Raw genomic sequence first — 16,027 nt, 5'->3', positions numbered from 1 at the left:
CTGCGCCGGTATCCGGCGCGTTGCCTTACTTCGCAGCCTGGGCGGCTTCGAAGGCGCGGGTTTCTTCCCACGCTTGCAGCGGCACGTGATCGCGCTCGCCCTTTTGCACGTTCTTCTCGTCGACGAACACCAGCTTGGGCTTGAAGCCTGCCAGCACTTCCTTTTCCTCGACTTGTGCGTACGACACGATGATCACGATGTCGCCGAGCTGCGCACGACGTGCGGCCGCGCCGTTGAGCGAGATCATGCCGCTGCCGCGCTCGCCGCGAATGGCATAGGTCGTGAAACGTTCGCCGTTGTTGACGTTGAAGATGTCGATTTGCTCATTTTCGACAAGGCCCGAGGCTTCGAGCAGGTTTTCGTCGATCGCGCACGAGCCTTCGTAATGCAATTCGCAATGCGTTACGGTGGCGCGGTGGATCTTCGACTTGAGCATGGTGCGGTACATGGCGTGCCTCTTGTGTTGCGATGTGTTGCGATGCCGCGCACGCTGCGCGACGAAGAATGTGCGCGCGGAATCGACGAAGTGCCGACACGCGCACGGCTTGCGCCTGGAGCCCTTCGCGGCGGTCGTGCTGGTTGCTCGACCGTGCGCGGTGGGCCCGGCGCTCAAATTTCGAGGTTGTCGATCAGACGCGTTGCGCCCAGTTTGGCGGCGGCGAGCACCACCAGGCTTTCTGCCGGTGCCGCGCCGGGGGCGGGCACGCGCAGATTGGCGCGCTGGCGAATCGACACGTAGTCTGGCTTCCAGCCACGTTCGGTCAGCGTCTTCATAGCCGACGCTTCGAGCGCCGCGTAGTCGGTGCTGCCACCGTTCACGGTGTCGCGGATTTCATTCAGCAGACGGTACAACTGCGGCGCTTCCGCGCGCTCGGCGTCAGACAGATAGCGGTTGCGCGAGGACAGGGCGAGACCGTCGTCGGCACGCACCGTCTCAGCGGCGATGATTTCGATGGGCAGTGCGAACTGACGGCACATGCTGCGCACGATCATCAATTGCTGGTAGTCCTTCTTGCCGAACACGGCCACGCGCGGCTGCACACACGAGAACAGCTTGGTCACGACCGTGCATACGCCCTTGAAGAAGCCGGGACGGAACTCGCCTTCGAGAATGTCGCCCAGATCGTGCGGCGGCTCGACGCGGTATTCCTGCGGCTCCGGATACATCTCCTTCTCGTCCGGCGCAAACAGCACGTAGACGTTCTCGCGCGTGAGCTTCTCGATGTCGTCCAACATCGTGCGCGGGTACTTGTCGAAGTCCTCGTTCGGCCCGAATTGCAGACGGTTCACGAAGATGCTGGCCACGACCGGATCGCCGTGCTGGCGGGCGAGTCGCATGAGCGAGAGGTGGCCTTCGTGCAGATTGCCCATCGTGGGCACGAAGGCGACGCGATTCTGTCCGCGCAGTTGGTCGCGCAGTTCGTGAATCGAGGGGATGACTTTCATGGGGCGCTCAGTTTGGGGTGTAAGTCAGGCGGACGTAGATCGGCGCAAACGGCTCGGCCTGCGTGATCTCCAGCAGCGACTCGCGCGTGAGTTCGAGCATGGCGATGAAGTTGACCACCACGACCGGCACGCCGCGCGTGACGTCGAAGAGCTCGGTGAACTCCATGAAACGCGCGCCTTGCAGACGTCGCAGAATCTGGCTCATATGCTCGCGCACCGACAGTTCTTCGCGGGAAATCTTGTGATGCTGAACAAGCTTGGCGCGACGCAGTACCTCGGCCCACGCGGCGCGCAGGTCTTCGGCGTCCACATCGGGAAAACGCGGCTGAAGGCTTTGCTCGATATAGACCTGCGAGCGCAGGAAGTCACGGCCGAGCACCGGCAGCGTATCGAGCTTTTGCGCGGCAAGCTTCATCTGCTCGTACTCCAGCAGACGACGCACCAGTTCGGCGCGCGGATCTTCCGCTTCCTCACCGGTGTCGGCCTTCTTCACCGGCAGCAGCATGCGCGACTTGATCTCGATGAGCATCGCCGCCATCAGCAGATACTCGGATGCCAGTTCCAGATTGGTCCGGCGGATCTGTTCCACATAGAGCAGGTACTGCTTCGTGACCTGCGCCATCGGAATGTCGAGCACGTTGAAGTTCTGCTTGCGGATCAGATACAGCAACAAGTCGAGCGGGCCTTCGAAGGCTTCGAGGAAGATCTCGAGGGCGTCCGGCGGAATGTAGAGATCGTTCGGCAGCGCAAACAGCGGCTCGCCGTAAAGACGTGCACGCGCTACACCGTCGACCGTATCGGGCGTGGAGTCCTGCCCGTCGTGCGGCGCGGGCAGCTCGGTGGCCGAACCACCGGCACCACTTGCACCACTCGCACCTCCCGAGCGCGACGTTGCGGCGGGTGCCGCTTCGTCGGTTGCGCCTTCGGGGGCATCGGCGTGGGTCCTGTCCGCTTCGACAGACTCGCCTTGGGCCGGAATTTCCTGAGAACCGTCGTTTCGGCCATCGTCCGGCGTCTGGTCGGCAGCACCGCTCGCCACGGGATCGACGTGCTCAGGCACCGGCGCGATCTCGGGGATCGGGTCGGGCGTGAGCGACGGATCGTCGGGCGTACTCGGATTCAATGCGGAACTCGGCCGGAGAGCGGCGATTTACTCGCTTTGGTAGACGTACGGCTGCTGGGCCACACGCGATTGCTGGGCGCGGCTGCGCTCTTCCATATCAATCGGTTGCTTGTCCCACAGCAGGGAACGACCCTTGCGTTGCTCCGCTTCCAGCGTCGGCTTCTCGGTCTTGAGTTGCTTGATGAATTGGGTGATGTCGGACTCGTACATGGTCGATTGCTTGAAAAATAGGCAAAAGCGGCACCGTCCTGACGGTGCCAATCGACGCAGATTCTACCGCAAACCCGTCGCCGTTCGGTGTTTTGGCGTTTTGGGCAATTCGCCCGAATTTAAGCCGCATGGGTGAACCGTACTCCCGGATATGTTCAAATACGAGTCACATACGCAATGCGCGGTGTCTCGTTGTGCCATGCTGGCGGGCATCGTGCGTTTGAGCACCCCTCACGGCACGCCGGACCACCGGCGGCGATATTTCCAAGGAAGGTTTTGACCGTCTCGCAGATCAAATCCGGACACGACGCTGGCCGTCGCTTTGGCGTGCGCATTTCAGTACGCCCATTGGTTCGCTCATTAGTACGCTCATTAGTACGCTCACTCCCGCATCTCCTGCGCATTCGCCACCAGCCGACCCGACTGGTGAGCCTGGCGGCGCTGGCTTGCGGCCTGTGCGCACCCGGTCTGGCGCAAGCGGACTATCGGGTGCGTGTCGACGCGCCCAAAGACATCGCCAAGCTCCTGAAGGACAACCTCGACGTCGTGCGCTACGCCTCGCGCGACGACATCGGTGAGGCCCAGTTCGAGCACATCGTGGCCACCATCGGCGAGCAGGTGCAGGAACTGACGTCCACGGAAGGCTATTTCTCGCCTGTCACCCATGTGGACGTGGCGACCATCAACGGTAAGCGCGATGTCGACATCAAGGTCGAGACTGGCCCCCGCACGCATATCAAGGAAGTCGATCTCAAGTTCACCGGTCCGGTCGCCGAGCAGGATCCGCAGCGCGTCGAGCAGTTGCGCAACGCCTGGGAACTGCCAGTAGACGCACCCTTTCGTCAGTCCGACTGGGACAAGGCGAAGAACGACACCCTGTTCCAGCTCGGGCAGAAGCGCTACCACGCCGCGAAGATGACGTTCTCGCGCGCCGTGGTCGACGCCGATAACGATGCCGCCTCGCTCGCCGCGACCTACGAGAGTGGCCCGCCGTTCACGCTCGGGCCGCTGGTGATCACCGGCACGCGTCGCTATCCCGCGCAGATCATCCGCAACGTCAATCCGCTGTCCGAGGGCGAGGCCTTCGACGCTGACCGCTTGCAGGAGCTACAACGCCAGATTCAGGCCACGCCGTACTTTTCCAACGTGATCATCTCGGTGACGGAAGACCCGTCGAAGGCCGAACTCGCGCCGGTGGAAGTGAAAGTGCGCGAATTCCCCCAGCAGCGCGTGCAAACCGGTGTCGGCTACACGACGGACACCGGCGCGAGCATCAACGGGCGCTACTCTTACTACAACCTGTTCGGCAAGGCGTGGACGTTCGACTCGCAAGCGCGTCTCGAACAGTACCGGCAGGGCGGCTACGCCGAAATCGGCATGCCACCGGACGAGAGCGCGTACACCAACAGCCTGCGCGGGTCGTTCGACCGCACGTATCTGAACGGTCTCGACCAGCGCTCGACGCAGGTCGGCATCAAGCGTGCGCGCTCGCGCGAGCGTTACGACTGGGCGTACACGCTGGACTTCTATCGTACGGACGAGCGTCCCGATGGTGGCGAGCGTTTCCTCAACAAGGCACTCGTACCTGCGTTCTCGTGGAATCGTCGCGATGTCGACGACCTGATCTTTCCGCGCAAGGGCAACATCATCAACACGCAGCTCGGCTTCGCCGCAAAGCCGCTGCTGACCGATCAGAGTTTCGCGCGGCTCTACGGCCGTATTCGCCAGTACTTCCCGGTCGGACAGCGCGATCTCGTGCTGGCGCGCCTGGAACTCGGCGCGGTGCTGACGAACGGCAACAGCAACCGCATCCCGTCGTCGCTGCTCTTCTTCGCGGGGGGCACCTCGTCGATTCGCGGCTACACCTATCAGAGCATCGGCCGTCAGCAGAACGGCACGACCTTCCCGACGAAGTACCTTGCGACGGCAAGTCTCGAATATCAGCGCTGGGTCACGCGCGATTGGGGCGGCGCAGTGTTTTGGGACGTGGGTACGGCGACCGATGACTATCGTCATCCCACACCGCTGTATCACGGTGTCGGTTTGGGGGTGCGCTGGCGCAGCCCTGTCGGCCCGGTGAATCTCGATCTCGGATATGGCGTGCATGACCGGCGTTTCCGTCCGTCGATCTCGCTGGGGGTGGCCTTCTGATGATGAAGATGCTGCTCAATACCTCGATGCCGACGACCGCCATGACCGATGTTCGCCAAGGCGGTCGCGTTGCACAGGACACCGGGCGAGAACCCACGGAACCCACATTGACGCGCTCCGGCATGCAGGGAACGGACGGTAGCGGGACTCCGCCGCCGGATAACGCGTCGACACCGCCGCCGCCACGGCGCCGACACTGGGGACGTACGCTCGCGGCCATCGTCCTCGCGCTGCTGCTGATCGTCGTACTCGCCATCGGCGCGCTGGTGTGGGCCATGTCGAACGAACGCGGCAGCCGCTGGCTATGGCAGACGGCCGTCTCGACGCTCGGCGGCAAGCTCTCCGGCGAATGGCGCAGCGGCAGCGTGTTGCACGGTTTCACGCTCAACGACATGCGCTACGTGGATGGTGCGACGCGCATCACTGTCAGCCGACTCGAAAGCCGTTGGGATCTCGGCCTGCGGCCGCTGCACTTCACCGTCGACAAGCTCCATGCGGGCGATGTGGATCTGGCTTTCGCGCCGTCCCCGCCGTCGAACACGCCCACGACGATGCCGACAAGCCTGCGTCTGCCGCTGGGATTGACGTTGAACGACGTACGCGTGGCGAAGCTCACGCTGCACTCGCCCGCGCTCGTGCTTGAAGACATTCGCGTCGCAGGTCGTAGCGACGGCACGCAGCACACGGTGCAGATCGAGCATCTCGGCACGCCGTATGGCGAAGCGCAGGCCAGTCTGCAACTGAACGGGCAGCGTCCGTTTGCGCTGAATGGCAACGTCGGATTGCAGGCCAAGGCGGGTGACATTCCCGTCGCGCTCAAAGCCGATTTGTCAGGCTCGCTCGACGCTCTCGTCGTCGACCTGACGGCCAGCGGCGAGAAGCTGAACGGGACGGCGCACATCGCGGCGTCGCCGTTCGGTCCGGTGCCGCTCTCGCGCGCGCAGATTGCGCTCGATCACCTCAATCCGCGCGATTTCGCATCGGGTGCGCCGCAGGCGGACCTCGCAGTGCAGGCCGACTTGCGGCCGCAACCGGGCGCAAAGGAATTCCGCGTGCTGGGTCCGGTGTCGGTGACCAACGTGAAGCCCGGTGCGATCGATGCGGGCTGGCTGCCAGTGGAGAGTCTGCGCACGCAAGTGTTGCTCGATGCGACGCGTCAGGCATTGACCGGCATCGAGTTGAAACTCGCAGGCCGCGCCGTGCTGACCGGCAGCGGTGAGTTGCGACGGGAGAAGGTGGCGGCGACGGCAAGCGCGCCCGCGCCTGCTACTCCGACGACGTCTTCCGCAAGCGCAGCCAGTACCGCAAGCGCCGCGATGGCCACGAATGGGACCACGGCCGATGCCGAAGCGACCGTCGGCGGCTTTGCCTTCACGATGCGCGACCTCGACCTGCGCGCGTTGTACGGCAAGCTGCCCGCGACGAGGCTCGGCGGCCCGCTCGACGTCAAGCTCGACGCGACCGGCCAGCGCATCGTGCTCGACTGGCGCGATGCGGCCCGTCGTGTGCTCGCCGACGTCGGTCTCGACGCGAAGGGCACCACGATTCACGCGCTGTCGCTCGATGCGGGCAACGGCAAGGTCGCGGCAACCGGCGTGCTGGAGAACGGCGACACCGGCGCTTACAAGGCGCAGATCAAACTGACGCGCTTCGATCCCGCCGCATGGTACGACCTCTATGGCCCGCAAAAGGCCGGGACAAAGACACCGGTCGCCAGCGTCACCGGTCAGTTCGATGCACAGGGCGCGCTGCGTCCGGATTTCGGACTGACGCTGAAGTTCGCGTTGCAGGACAGCGTCTACGCCGACTTGCCGATGAGCGGTGCGGGCACCGTGAAGCTCGCTGGCACGCGTTTGTTGCCGAGCGATGCGAACCTGCTCGTCGCGGGGAACAAGGTCGTGCTGCGGGGCAGCTTCGGTGCGCCGGGCGACAAGATGGCGGTCAACGTTGACGCCCCGTCGCTCGATAAGCTGGGCTTCGGTCTGGCAGGCCGACTGCAACTGGATGGCCAGGTCTCGGGCACGGTGGAGCGCCCGGTAGTTGCCGCAACGCTTGCTGCCGACAAACTCGTGTTCGGCGCGCAAAAGCTGGAGCATCTGGCCGGTAAGGTGGATGTCAGCGGCGGTTTCCCCGGCGTCGCGAGCGATCGTCTGAATGTCACGCTCGACGGGCAGGGTTTCGCGAGCAGCGTCGCGCGACTCGACAAGCTGTCATTGGCGTTGGCGGGTACTCGCGGTGCACACACACTGCATCTGAAGGCCGCGGGCAAGTTGCGCGAAGCACCGCTCGACATGAATCTCGATGCATCGGGTGCAGTGACCAACGCAGGCGGCAAGCCGGGTTGGAAGGGCACGATCCAGACACTCGAAAACCGTGGCGTGCCGAAGCTGAATCTCGCGTCGCCGTGGCAGATCGAAGCCAGCGCGCAGCGCGTGCATCTCGGTGCGGCGAAGCTCGTGACGGGGGCCGGTGCGCTTTCGCTCGCGAACTTCGATTACGGCGGCGGCCAACTGAAGACCGCCGGCACGATCGACACGCTCGACGTCGCGCAGGTGCTGCGTGTCGTTCAGACGTTCACCGGCGAGGTGCCGCCGATTGCCAGCGACCTCGTGCTCGACGGCAAGTGGAACGTGAGCGCCGGTCAGCGCGCGGACGGGTTCGTGGAAATCGTGCGTCGCAGTGGTGACGTCACGCTGCGTCGCGGCGGCATGAACGATCACGTCAAGGTGACGATCACTGGCATTCCCGGTCTGAGCGCGGAGAAGGGCGGCGTAGGGGCACGCGTGCCGCTCGGCATCTCGGAGCTGCGTACTCGTATCGATCTGTCGGGCCAGACGGCGCACACGACGCTCAAGGCCGTGTCCTCGCTGGTCGGCACGGTCGACGCTGACGTGCAAACCGGGCTGCGCGTGCAGGGCGGTATTCCGGAAGTACCCGACGACGCGCCGCTCACCGGTCGCATCGCCGTCGCGATTCCGAACCTCTCGAAGTTCGAAGACCTCGCCGGAGCACAGTTCGCCTTCAAGGGCCGCGCCAACTTGCAGGTGGCACTGGCGGGCACGGTAGCAAAGCCGCGTCCGACCGGGGAGCTGACGGCCGACGATCTTTCAGCGCAGATGTTCGACACGGGCGTGAGCGTGAAGGACGGCAGGATGCGCATCGCGCTCACACCGACCGAGATCGTGCTGCGCGACGTGGTCGTGACCGGCGGTGGCGGTGGCACGGCGCGTGCAACGGGCAATATCCGTCTCGACACACCTGAGCCGACGCTCGCGATCACGCTCGCCGCAGACAAGTTGCAGCTCTTCGCCGCACCTGATCGTCAGTTGTCGCTCACGGGCGAGGCCAAGGCCACGGGCAGTGGCGAAGCGATCGCCGTGAACGGCAGCTTCACCGTGGATCGCGCGCGCTTCGCGTTGCCGCCCACGACCGCGCCGAAGCTGGGCGACGACGTCGTGGTGGTGCGTGGCGGCGCTCAGGCACGGGCCAAGCCGCTCGATCCGAAGGAGGAAGCGGCGCGCATCAGCGAGAAGCCCGCCAGCCGGTTCTCGCCGCACATCAACGTCGAAGTGAATCTGGGCCGCGATTTCCGCTTCGTGGGCGCAGGTGCAGACCTGTTGCTGCGCGGCAGTATGCGTGTGCAAAGCGATCCGCTCACACCGATGCGCGGCACCGGCACGATCACGGTGGCGGAAGGCACGTACGAAGCGTTTGACCGCAAGCTCGCCATCGAGCGCGGGGAAATCAACTTCGTCGGCCCGCTGGGCAACCCGAACATCTACATTCAGGCGATGCGTCGCAATCAGGAAGTTGCTGCCGGGGTGCTGGTGACGGGCACGGTGCGCCAGCCGCGTGTGACGCTCGTCTCCGAGCCGAACGTCTCCGACGAAGAGAAGCTGTCGTGGCTGATGTTCGGGCATGGTCCGGATGGTGCGGGTCTCGGCCAGCGTCAGGCGATGGCGGGTGCAGCCACGGCGTTGCTCGGTGCCTCGGGTGGCAAGCGCATCATCAAGGATCTGGGGATCGACGAGTTCAGCATCGGCACCAGCGATTCCGGCTTGGCCGATGACGAGCAGGTGGTCAAGCTCGGCAAGGCGATCTCGGACAACTTCTCGTTGGGATACGAGCAAAGTCTGACGAGTGCAGCGAGTATCGTGAAAATCACGTGGCAGATATCGCGCCGCTGGCAACTGGCGCTGCGCACCGGTTCGCTGTCCGGCTTCGATGTGTTGTTCAACCGGCGCTTTGACTGATGCAGTGATGTCTTTGCATCGGCGCAGTGGATGTACGACCGGCAAATAGTCAGAGGAGGGTAACGATGAAAACGTCGCTCGATTTCGAACTTGGGGCGCGCGAATCAGGTGTGCGCCGGGGCCTTCGTTGGGGAGTCGCTATGGGATTGCTTGCGAGTCTGTTGGGACTGTTCGGCTGTGATCAGCAGCAAATCGACAAGGTGCGTGAAAAGGCGCAGGACACGTTCAACGCCGTCAAGCCGGACGATCTGATGCTGCGCGACCTCAAACCGGGCGTCACGACCGAGGCGCAGGTGCGCGATCAGATGGGCAAGCCCGAGATCGTATGGGAGAACGACGACGGCTCGCGCCGTCTCGAATATCCGCGTTCACCGGGCGGGTTGCGGACCTATATGGTCGACATCGCCGCCGACGGCAAGCTGCGCAGCGTGACGCAGGCGCTCTCGGCGGAGAACTTCCAGCAGGTGCAGCCGGGTATGTCGCAGGACGACGTGCGGCGTCTGCTCGGCAAGCCGACCACGGTCGCGGAATATCGTCTGAAGAAGGAGACGGTGTGGAGTTGGCGCTGGCTTGAGGACGGCGTGAACACGCCAGGCATGTTCAACGCCCATTTCGGCCCGGATGGCCGCGTCACGGTGACGTCGCGCTCGCCGGATCCGGCGTCGGAGCGACCGTGACGGTTCAGTGTTACTGGGTGGCGTGCGGCGATTGCGTCTGATGACCCGCGCGGCGGTCGCGATGCGTCACCATCCGGTCGTGCAGCCGCGTGATGATCCGGCTACCGGTCTTCTCGAACATGAACGGCAGTACCGCATGGACGAGACACGCAAGGCATGCGCCGAGCAGGGGGAGGGCGAATGACAACGACGTCCCCATGTGCTGGAGATAGTTTTCGCCGACCGAGGCGGGATGTTGAGTGAAGATTTTCATGGCGAGCGTTTTTTTCAGAATGTTTCTGAAGTCTACTTGCCGTCACCGGGTAAAGGCTTCCAAATCTTCCTTCAAATGGGGTAGGATTTGGAAAAATTTTCCTCCCGGGTGTCATTGTGGATAAAACCGATCTCGCAATTCTCGAAAATCTGCAATCCGATGCCTCGCGCTCACTCGGTGAACTGGCCGAAGCGGTGCATCTGTCGCCTACGCCCTGCTGGCGGCGCGTGCAGCGTCTGCGCGAAAGCGGCGTGATCACCGGACAGGTGACGCTGTGCGATCCGCAGCAACTCGACCTGCGCGTCACGGCGTTCGTCTTCATCAAGGCGGCAACGCACAGCGAGGACTGGATGGTTCGTTTCGTCGCGGGGGCGCGGGAATTGCCCGAAATCGTCGAAATTCATCGCATGGCGGGCGAGATCGACTATCTGCTCAAGGTCTACTTGCCCGACATTGCGGCCTACGACCGTTTCTACAAAAAGCTCATCCGCGTGGCCGATCTTCAGGACATCAGCGCCAGCTTTTCGATGGAAACGGTGAAGTTCACCACGGCCTTGCCGGTGGACCACTTGCGGTAAGCAACTCCGCCGACACTCAAAAACAAAACACCCCGAGGCCGGATCGCCGGCGCTCGGGGTGTTTCGCTTTCGGGACTGCGCGTTTTACTTCACGCGCATGCCGGGCTTCGCGCCGTTGTGCGGCTCAAGAATGTAGATGCCCGGCTCTGCCTTCTCGTCGGCGGCCGAAGCGGCGAGCACCATGCCCTCCGACAGACCGAACTTCATCTTGCGCGGTGCGAGGTTCGCGACCATCACGGTCAGCTTGCCCACGAGCACTTCGGGCTGCGGATACGCCGACTTGATGCCGGAGAAGACGTTGCGCGTTTGCGCTTCGCCCACGTCGAGCGTGAGTTGCAGCAGCTTGTCCGAACCTTCGACAGCCTTGCAATCGACGATGCGCGCAATACGCAGATCGATCTTGGCGAAGTCGTCGATGGTGATGATTCCGTCGTCAGTCTTCTCTGCCGCTTTCTCGACTTTTTCGGACTTGGCCGCCTTGTCCTTGCCCTTCGCTGCGGCGGCGTCGGCCACCGGAGCCGTCGCTTGCAGCGAGTCGCGGTTGGCGGCGAGCAGCGCTTCGACCTGCTTGCCTTCGACGCGCGTCATCAGATGCTTGTACGCGTTGATGGCGGCATCGGCGGTAAGCGGACGGTTCACGTCCTGCCACGTCTGCGGGGCGATGTTCAGGAACTGCTCCACCGCCTGCGACGTCGTCGGCAGCACCGGCTTGAGGTACAGCGTCAGCAAGCGGAACGCTTCCAGACACACCGAGCAAGCCTCGTGCAGCGCCGCAGCCTGTGCCGGGTCCTTCGCCAGATCCCACGGCTTGACCGTATCGACGTAACCGTTAATCGCGTCGGCCTGTTCCATCACCAGACGCAGCGCCTTGCCGAACTCGCGACCTTCGTAATACGCGGCGATCTGCGGGGCAGCGGCGCGCACTTGTGCGAGCAACGGCGCGTTCATGGCGTCCGCCGAGACACGGCCGTCGAAACGCTTGATCAGGAAGCCGGCGGCACGGCTGGCGATGTTTACATACTTGCCGACCAGATCGCTGTTCACCCGGGCGATGAAGTCATCGAGGTTCAGGTCGAGGTCTTCCATCGTGTTGCCGAGCTTGGCGCCGATGTAATAACGCAGCCATTCCGGATTCAGCCCGGTGTCGATGAAGCTCTGGGCCGTGATGAACGTGCCGCGCGACTTCGACATCTTCTGGCCGTCCACGGTCAGGAAGCCGTGGGCGTACACGTTGGTCGGCGTGCGATGGCCCGAGAATTCGAGCATCGCCGGCCAGAACAGCGTGTGGAAGTACATGATGTCCTTGCCGATGAAGTGGTACTGCTCGGTCGTGGAACCGGGCTTGACCCATTCGTCGAAGTTCAGACCGCGCTTGGCGCACAGGTTCTTGAAGCTGGCGTAGTAGCCGACCGGCGCGTCGAGCCACACATAGAAATACTTGCCCGGCGCGCCCGGAATCTCGAAGCCGAAATAGGGCGCATCGCGCGAGATGTCCCAGTCGGCGAGCGTCGATTCGCCATCTTCACCGAGCCATTCCTTCATCTTGTTCGCGGCTTCGGGCTGGGCGAGGCCCGATACCCACTTGCGCAGGAACTGCTCGCAGCGCTTGTCCGAGAGCTTGAAGAAGTAGTGCGTCGACGTCTTGCGAATCGGCGTGGCACCCGAGACGACCGAGTACGGATTGAGCAGGTCGGTCGGCGCGTAGGTCGAGCCGCAGACTTCGCACGAATCGCCGTACTGATCCTTCGCGCCGCACTTCGGGCATTCGCCCTTGATGAAGCGGTCCGGCAGGAACATCTCCTTGACCGGGTCGTAGGCCTGTTCGATATCGCGCGCCTCGATCAGGCCCTGTTCCTTCAGGGCCAGATAGACGTTCTCGGACAATTCGCGGTTCTCTTCAGAGTCCGTCGAATAGTAGTTGTCGAACGAAATGTTGAAGCTGTCGAAGTCGCGCTTGTGTTCCGTCCACACGCGCTCGATCAGTTGCTTGGGCGTGAGGCCTTCCTTCTCGGCGCGCAGCATGACCGGCGTGCCGTGCGTATCGTCCGCGCCAACGTAGTAGACCTCATGGCCCTGCATTCGCATGAACCGTACCCAGATATCGGTCTGGATGTATTCCACCAGGTGACCGATGTGAATCTGGCCATTGGCGTACGGCAGTGCGGATGTGACGAGAATGCGGCGGGACATGTGGTTTGACTGTGTGGGTTGAGGGTTGCGGGAAAGGACGATTCTAGCAGGCGGGCGGCACCCGCGCCCAAACGGACGTCCGGGCAGGGGTGTGTCGTGGAAAAGCGCGCGGCCAAAAAAAAGCCGGAACGAGGTTCCGGCATAACTAGGCACACGTAACGTCAATAACAAAGAGGAGATGAAAGCGCCCACGGTAGGCACTTCCGAAGGGTCTGAGCGCTGGGGTAGGGGATTAGTTCAACCGATGTGCCGACTTTCGATGCTGCGTCGCAACATGCGGCCCGGCCTTAGCGCAGAAACGCGCATGCCCGGCGGACCGGGCATGCGTTTGGATGGACTGACCGGATGTCAGTCCGGTGAAGCCTAGCGATGCGCTTAGCGAGGCGCTTGCTGTTGCTGCTGCGGCGCTTGCAGGAGAATTTCAACGCGACGGTTCTGCGCGCGACCTTCTGCCGTGGCGTCCGAGGCGACTGGCTGGCTGGAGCCGACGCCCACGCCTTGCAGACGGCGAGCATCGACGCCGCGCGAGGTCAGGTACTGGATGACCGCATTGGCACGATTTTGCGAGAGCGGAATGTTGATGCGATCGCCACCGGTGCTGTCCGTATGACCGATCACACGGGCCGTGATGCCCGGATTCTGGTTAAGCGAGTTCGCCAGATCGGTGAGCACGGCGGCGAAGTTCGGCTTGATGGCGTACTGGTTCGTGTCGAACGTCACGTCGCTCGGCACGTTGACCTGGAGCTGACCGTCCGGACGCTCGGAGATCTGCGTGCCGGTGCCGGCCGTGTGACCGCCCAGCGTGTTCTTGATGGACTGCCAGTTGTAGCCCGTGGCGCCGCCGGCGGCGGCTCCTACTGCCGCGCCGATCAGGGTGCCGGTGGTGTTGCCTCCGATGAGGTTGCCCAGCCCCGCCCCGACCGCTGCGCCGACACCGGTGCCGACTGCCGTGTTGGTGCCCTGCGGCGTCTGGCATCCTGCCAGCATGGCGGCCGAGACCAGTACGAGCGCAGAAGCGCGCAGAGTGTTCTTGTTCATTTGAGGCTCCTTATCGATTAGCTAGCTGTGATGAAACACGCGTAAGCACTTCGTTGAAGCACGCGCGCGCCGCAGGGGTTTTGAGCCTGAAGGCGCGACGTCTTTTACAATAGCGCTGAGCTTCAACCGCAGGCAAGGACATCTTGCCGCGACGGCTGGTTCCCCATAACACGCGCGCCTCGAATGCTAGTCGAGAGCGTGCGCCACGGTTGTTACAAGTTGTTAGCGCTATGCCGGGTTGTCCCGGTGCGCCCCGACAGAGCGAGAGACCCATATGGAAGTCGCCCAAATCAATGAAGTGCTGCGTGGTATCGTCGACCCGGATACGGGCCTGGACCTGATCGCCGGAAAGTATGTGAAGCAAGTCGCGGCCGAGCACGGCCACGTCGGCATTCAGATCGAGTTCGGCTATCCCGCCAAAAGCCAGTTCGAAGCCATGCGCACTCGCATTACCGAGGCCGTCGGCAAGCTGCCCGGGGTCGAGCGCGTAGCCGTCGAAATCGGCCAAAAGATCGTAGCGCACACCGTACAACGCGGGGTGAAGCTTCTTCCCAATGTTAAGAACATCGTGGCCGTGGCCTCGGGCAAGGGTGGCGTGGGCAAGAGCACCACGGCCGTGAACCTCGCGCTCGCGCTGGCGGCCGAAGGCGCGAATGTCGGCATCCTCGATGCAGACATTTACGGCCCGTCGCTGCCGACCCTGCTGGGTATTCACGGCAAGCCGGAATCGAAGGACGGCAAGACCCTCGAGCCGATGAACGGCCACGGCCTGCAGGCCAGCTCCATCGGTTTCCTGATCGAGCCGGACAATCCCATGGTCTGGCGCGGCCCGATGGTCACGCAGGCACTCGAACAACTGCTTAACCAGACCAACTGGCACGACCTCGACTATCTGATCGTCGATATGCCGCCGGGCACGGGCGACATCCAGCTCACGCTCGCGCAGAAGGTGCCTGTCACGGGCGCGGTCATCGTGACCACGCCGCAGGATCTGGCGCTGCTCGACGCGCGCAAGGGTCTCAAGATGTTCGAGAAGGTCGGCGTGCCGATTCTGGGGCTGATCGAGAACATGAGCCTGCATATCTGCTCGAACTGTGGCCACGAGGAGCCGATCTTCGGCGTCGGCGGCGGCGAGCGCATGAGCCATGATTTCGACGTCGAGCTGCTGGGTAAGCTGCCGCTGGAAATGAGCATCCGCGTGCACGCAGACGCCGGTATGCCGAGCGTGGTGGGCGACCCGGACGGCCGTGTGGCCGAGCTGTACAAGGCCATCGCCCGCAAGGTCGCGGTGAAGATTGCTGCGCGCCAGAAGGACATGACGAGCAAATTCCCGTCGATCGTCGTGCAGAACACGTAAGAATGGCAGGAGGATGGCGTGAAAGCGGGGTAGGCACGTCACAAAGCCCGTCGGGCCGGGCTGGAAGGCCCGGCGCGGGGCGCTGCGAGTGAAAACATCACCGCACCGCAACATTCGCGTAAAATATGCCCACTTTTTACGTACTACCCCAATTCAGGCCCACACATGAGCATCAAGTCCGACAAATGGATCCGTCGTATGGCCGAGGAGCACGGCATGATCGAGCCCTTCGAGCCGTCGCAGATCCGGTATTCCCAGGACGGGCAAAAGATCGTCAGCTACGGCACGTCGAGCTACGGCTACGACATTCGCTGTGCGCCTGAATTCAAGGTCTTCACGAACATCAATTCGACGATCGTCGATCCGAAGAACTTCGACGAGAAGTCCTTCGTCGACGTCGAGAGCGATGTCTGCATCATCCCGCCGAACTCGTTCGCGCTTGCGCGCACCGTCGAGTACTTCCGCATTCCGCGCAGCGTGCTGACCGTGTGCCTGGGCAAGTCGACGTATGCCCGCTGCGGCATCATCGTGAACGTAACGCCGTTCGAACCCGAATGGGAGGGCTACGTGACCCTGGAATTCTCGAACACGACGCCGCTGCCGGCCAAGATCTACGCCAACGAAGGCGTGGCTCAGGTGCTGTTCTTCGAATCCGACGAAGTCTGCGAGACGTCGTACAAGGATCGCGGCGGCAAGTATCAGGGACAGCGTGGTGTCACGCTGCCGAAAACCTAGCCTGATACGTTAACTC

At 63.1% G+C, this 16,027-nt stretch carries 13 protein-coding genes; 6 read left to right on the top strand and 7 right to left on the bottom strand.

What is annotated here, in order from left to right; translation table 11 throughout:
* Nucleotides 1-25: 25 nt before the first annotated feature.
* From panD to PCO31010_RS15830, 4 genes are all read right to left on the bottom strand, one after another.
* Nucleotides 26-448 carry an aspartate 1-decarboxylase gene (panD, locus tag PCO31010_RS15845; RefSeq protein ID WP_047907323.1) on the bottom strand — a complete coding sequence of 141 codons (423 nt, stop codon included), beginning with the start codon at nt 446-448 and terminating at the stop codon, nt 26-28.
* A gap of 161 nt (nt 449-609) precedes the next feature.
* A complete protein-coding gene (gene panC / locus PCO31010_RS15840; protein ID WP_150665098.1) occupies nt 610-1,446 on the bottom strand; it encodes a pantoate--beta-alanine ligase in 837 nt (278 codons plus the stop codon).
* 7 nt (nt 1,447-1,453) lie between these two features.
* Nucleotides 1,454-2,281 carry a segregation and condensation protein A gene (locus PCO31010_RS15835; RefSeq protein WP_044457839.1) on the bottom strand — a complete coding sequence of 276 codons (828 nt, stop codon included), beginning with the start codon at nt 2,279-2,281 and terminating at the stop codon, nt 1,454-1,456.
* Nucleotides 2,282-2,596: 315 nt separating this feature from the next.
* Nucleotides 2,597-2,779, bottom strand: a complete 183-nt coding sequence (locus PCO31010_RS15830) for a DUF3460 family protein (protein WP_150577487.1) — start codon at nt 2,777-2,779, stop codon at nt 2,597-2,599.
* Nucleotides 2,780-3,205: 426 nt separating this feature from the next.
* Between PCO31010_RS15830 and PCO31010_RS15825 the strand changes: the two genes are divergently transcribed.
* The 3 genes from PCO31010_RS15825 (at nt 3,206) to bamE (ending at nt 9,860) form a co-directional block, all read left to right on the top strand.
* Complete coding sequence (locus PCO31010_RS15825; RefSeq protein WP_246184629.1) at nt 3,206-4,930, top strand: autotransporter assembly complex protein TamA; 1,725 nt, start codon at nt 3,206-3,208, stop codon at nt 4,928-4,930.
* Nucleotides 4,930-9,183: a translocation/assembly module TamB domain-containing protein gene (locus PCO31010_RS15820; protein ID WP_150665097.1), complete on the top strand. Its 4,254-nt coding sequence runs from the start codon at nt 4,930-4,932 to the stop codon at nt 9,181-9,183. The genes PCO31010_RS15825 and PCO31010_RS15820 overlap by 1 nt, the downstream gene beginning before the upstream one ends.
* Nucleotides 9,184-9,323: 140 nt before the next feature.
* Nucleotides 9,324-9,860, top strand: a complete 537-nt coding sequence (gene bamE / locus PCO31010_RS15815; protein ID WP_150665303.1) for an outer membrane protein assembly factor BamE domain-containing protein — start codon at nt 9,324-9,326, stop codon at nt 9,858-9,860.
* 10 nt (nt 9,861-9,870) lie between these two features.
* Here the strand turns inward: bamE and PCO31010_RS15810 are convergent, their stop codons facing one another.
* Complete coding sequence (locus PCO31010_RS15810; protein WP_150665096.1) at nt 9,871-10,113, bottom strand: DUF6356 family protein; 243 nt, start codon at nt 10,111-10,113, stop codon at nt 9,871-9,873.
* 116 nt (nt 10,114-10,229) lie between these two features.
* Between PCO31010_RS15810 and PCO31010_RS15805 the strand changes: the two genes are divergently transcribed.
* Entirely contained in the window at nt 10,230-10,691 is a 462-nt protein-coding gene (locus tag PCO31010_RS15805) for an Lrp/AsnC family transcriptional regulator (RefSeq protein ID WP_039403921.1), read from the top strand.
* A gap of 84 nt (nt 10,692-10,775) precedes the next feature.
* Here the strand turns inward: PCO31010_RS15805 and metG are convergent, their stop codons facing one another.
* Nucleotides 10,776-12,881 (bottom strand): methionine--tRNA ligase, encoded by a 2,106-nt coding sequence (gene metG / locus PCO31010_RS15800; RefSeq protein ID WP_150665095.1) that lies wholly within the window; start codon nt 12,879-12,881, stop codon nt 10,776-10,778.
* 375 nt (nt 12,882-13,256) lie between these two features.
* Entirely contained in the window at nt 13,257-13,919 is a 663-nt protein-coding gene (locus PCO31010_RS15795) for a YiaD family glycine zipper/OmpA-like lipoprotein (RefSeq protein ID WP_150665094.1), read from the bottom strand.
* Between the two features lie 274 nt (nt 13,920-14,193).
* Here PCO31010_RS15795 and apbC point away from each other — a divergent pair, with 274 nt between their 5' ends.
* Together apbC and dcd are read left to right on the top strand one after the other, a co-directional pair.
* The gene (gene apbC, locus PCO31010_RS15790) at nt 14,194-15,276 is read left to right on the top strand and encodes an iron-sulfur cluster carrier protein ApbC (protein WP_150665093.1); all 1,083 of its coding nucleotides are present in this window, start codon (nt 14,194-14,196) and stop codon (nt 15,274-15,276) included.
* Between the two features lie 165 nt (nt 15,277-15,441).
* The gene (gene dcd, locus PCO31010_RS15785; protein WP_039373928.1) at nt 15,442-16,011 is read left to right on the top strand and encodes a dCTP deaminase; all 570 of its coding nucleotides are present in this window, start codon (nt 15,442-15,444) and stop codon (nt 16,009-16,011) included.
* Nucleotides 16,012-16,027 lie beyond the last annotated feature (16 nt).

It is taken from the genome of Pandoraea commovens (genome assembly GCF_902459615.1).
Lineage (GTDB): Bacteria > Pseudomonadota > Gammaproteobacteria > Burkholderiales > Burkholderiaceae > Pandoraea > Pandoraea commovens.
The sequence above is the reverse complement of the archived record's forward strand: the minus strand, read 5'-3'. Positions and strand labels throughout refer to the sequence as shown.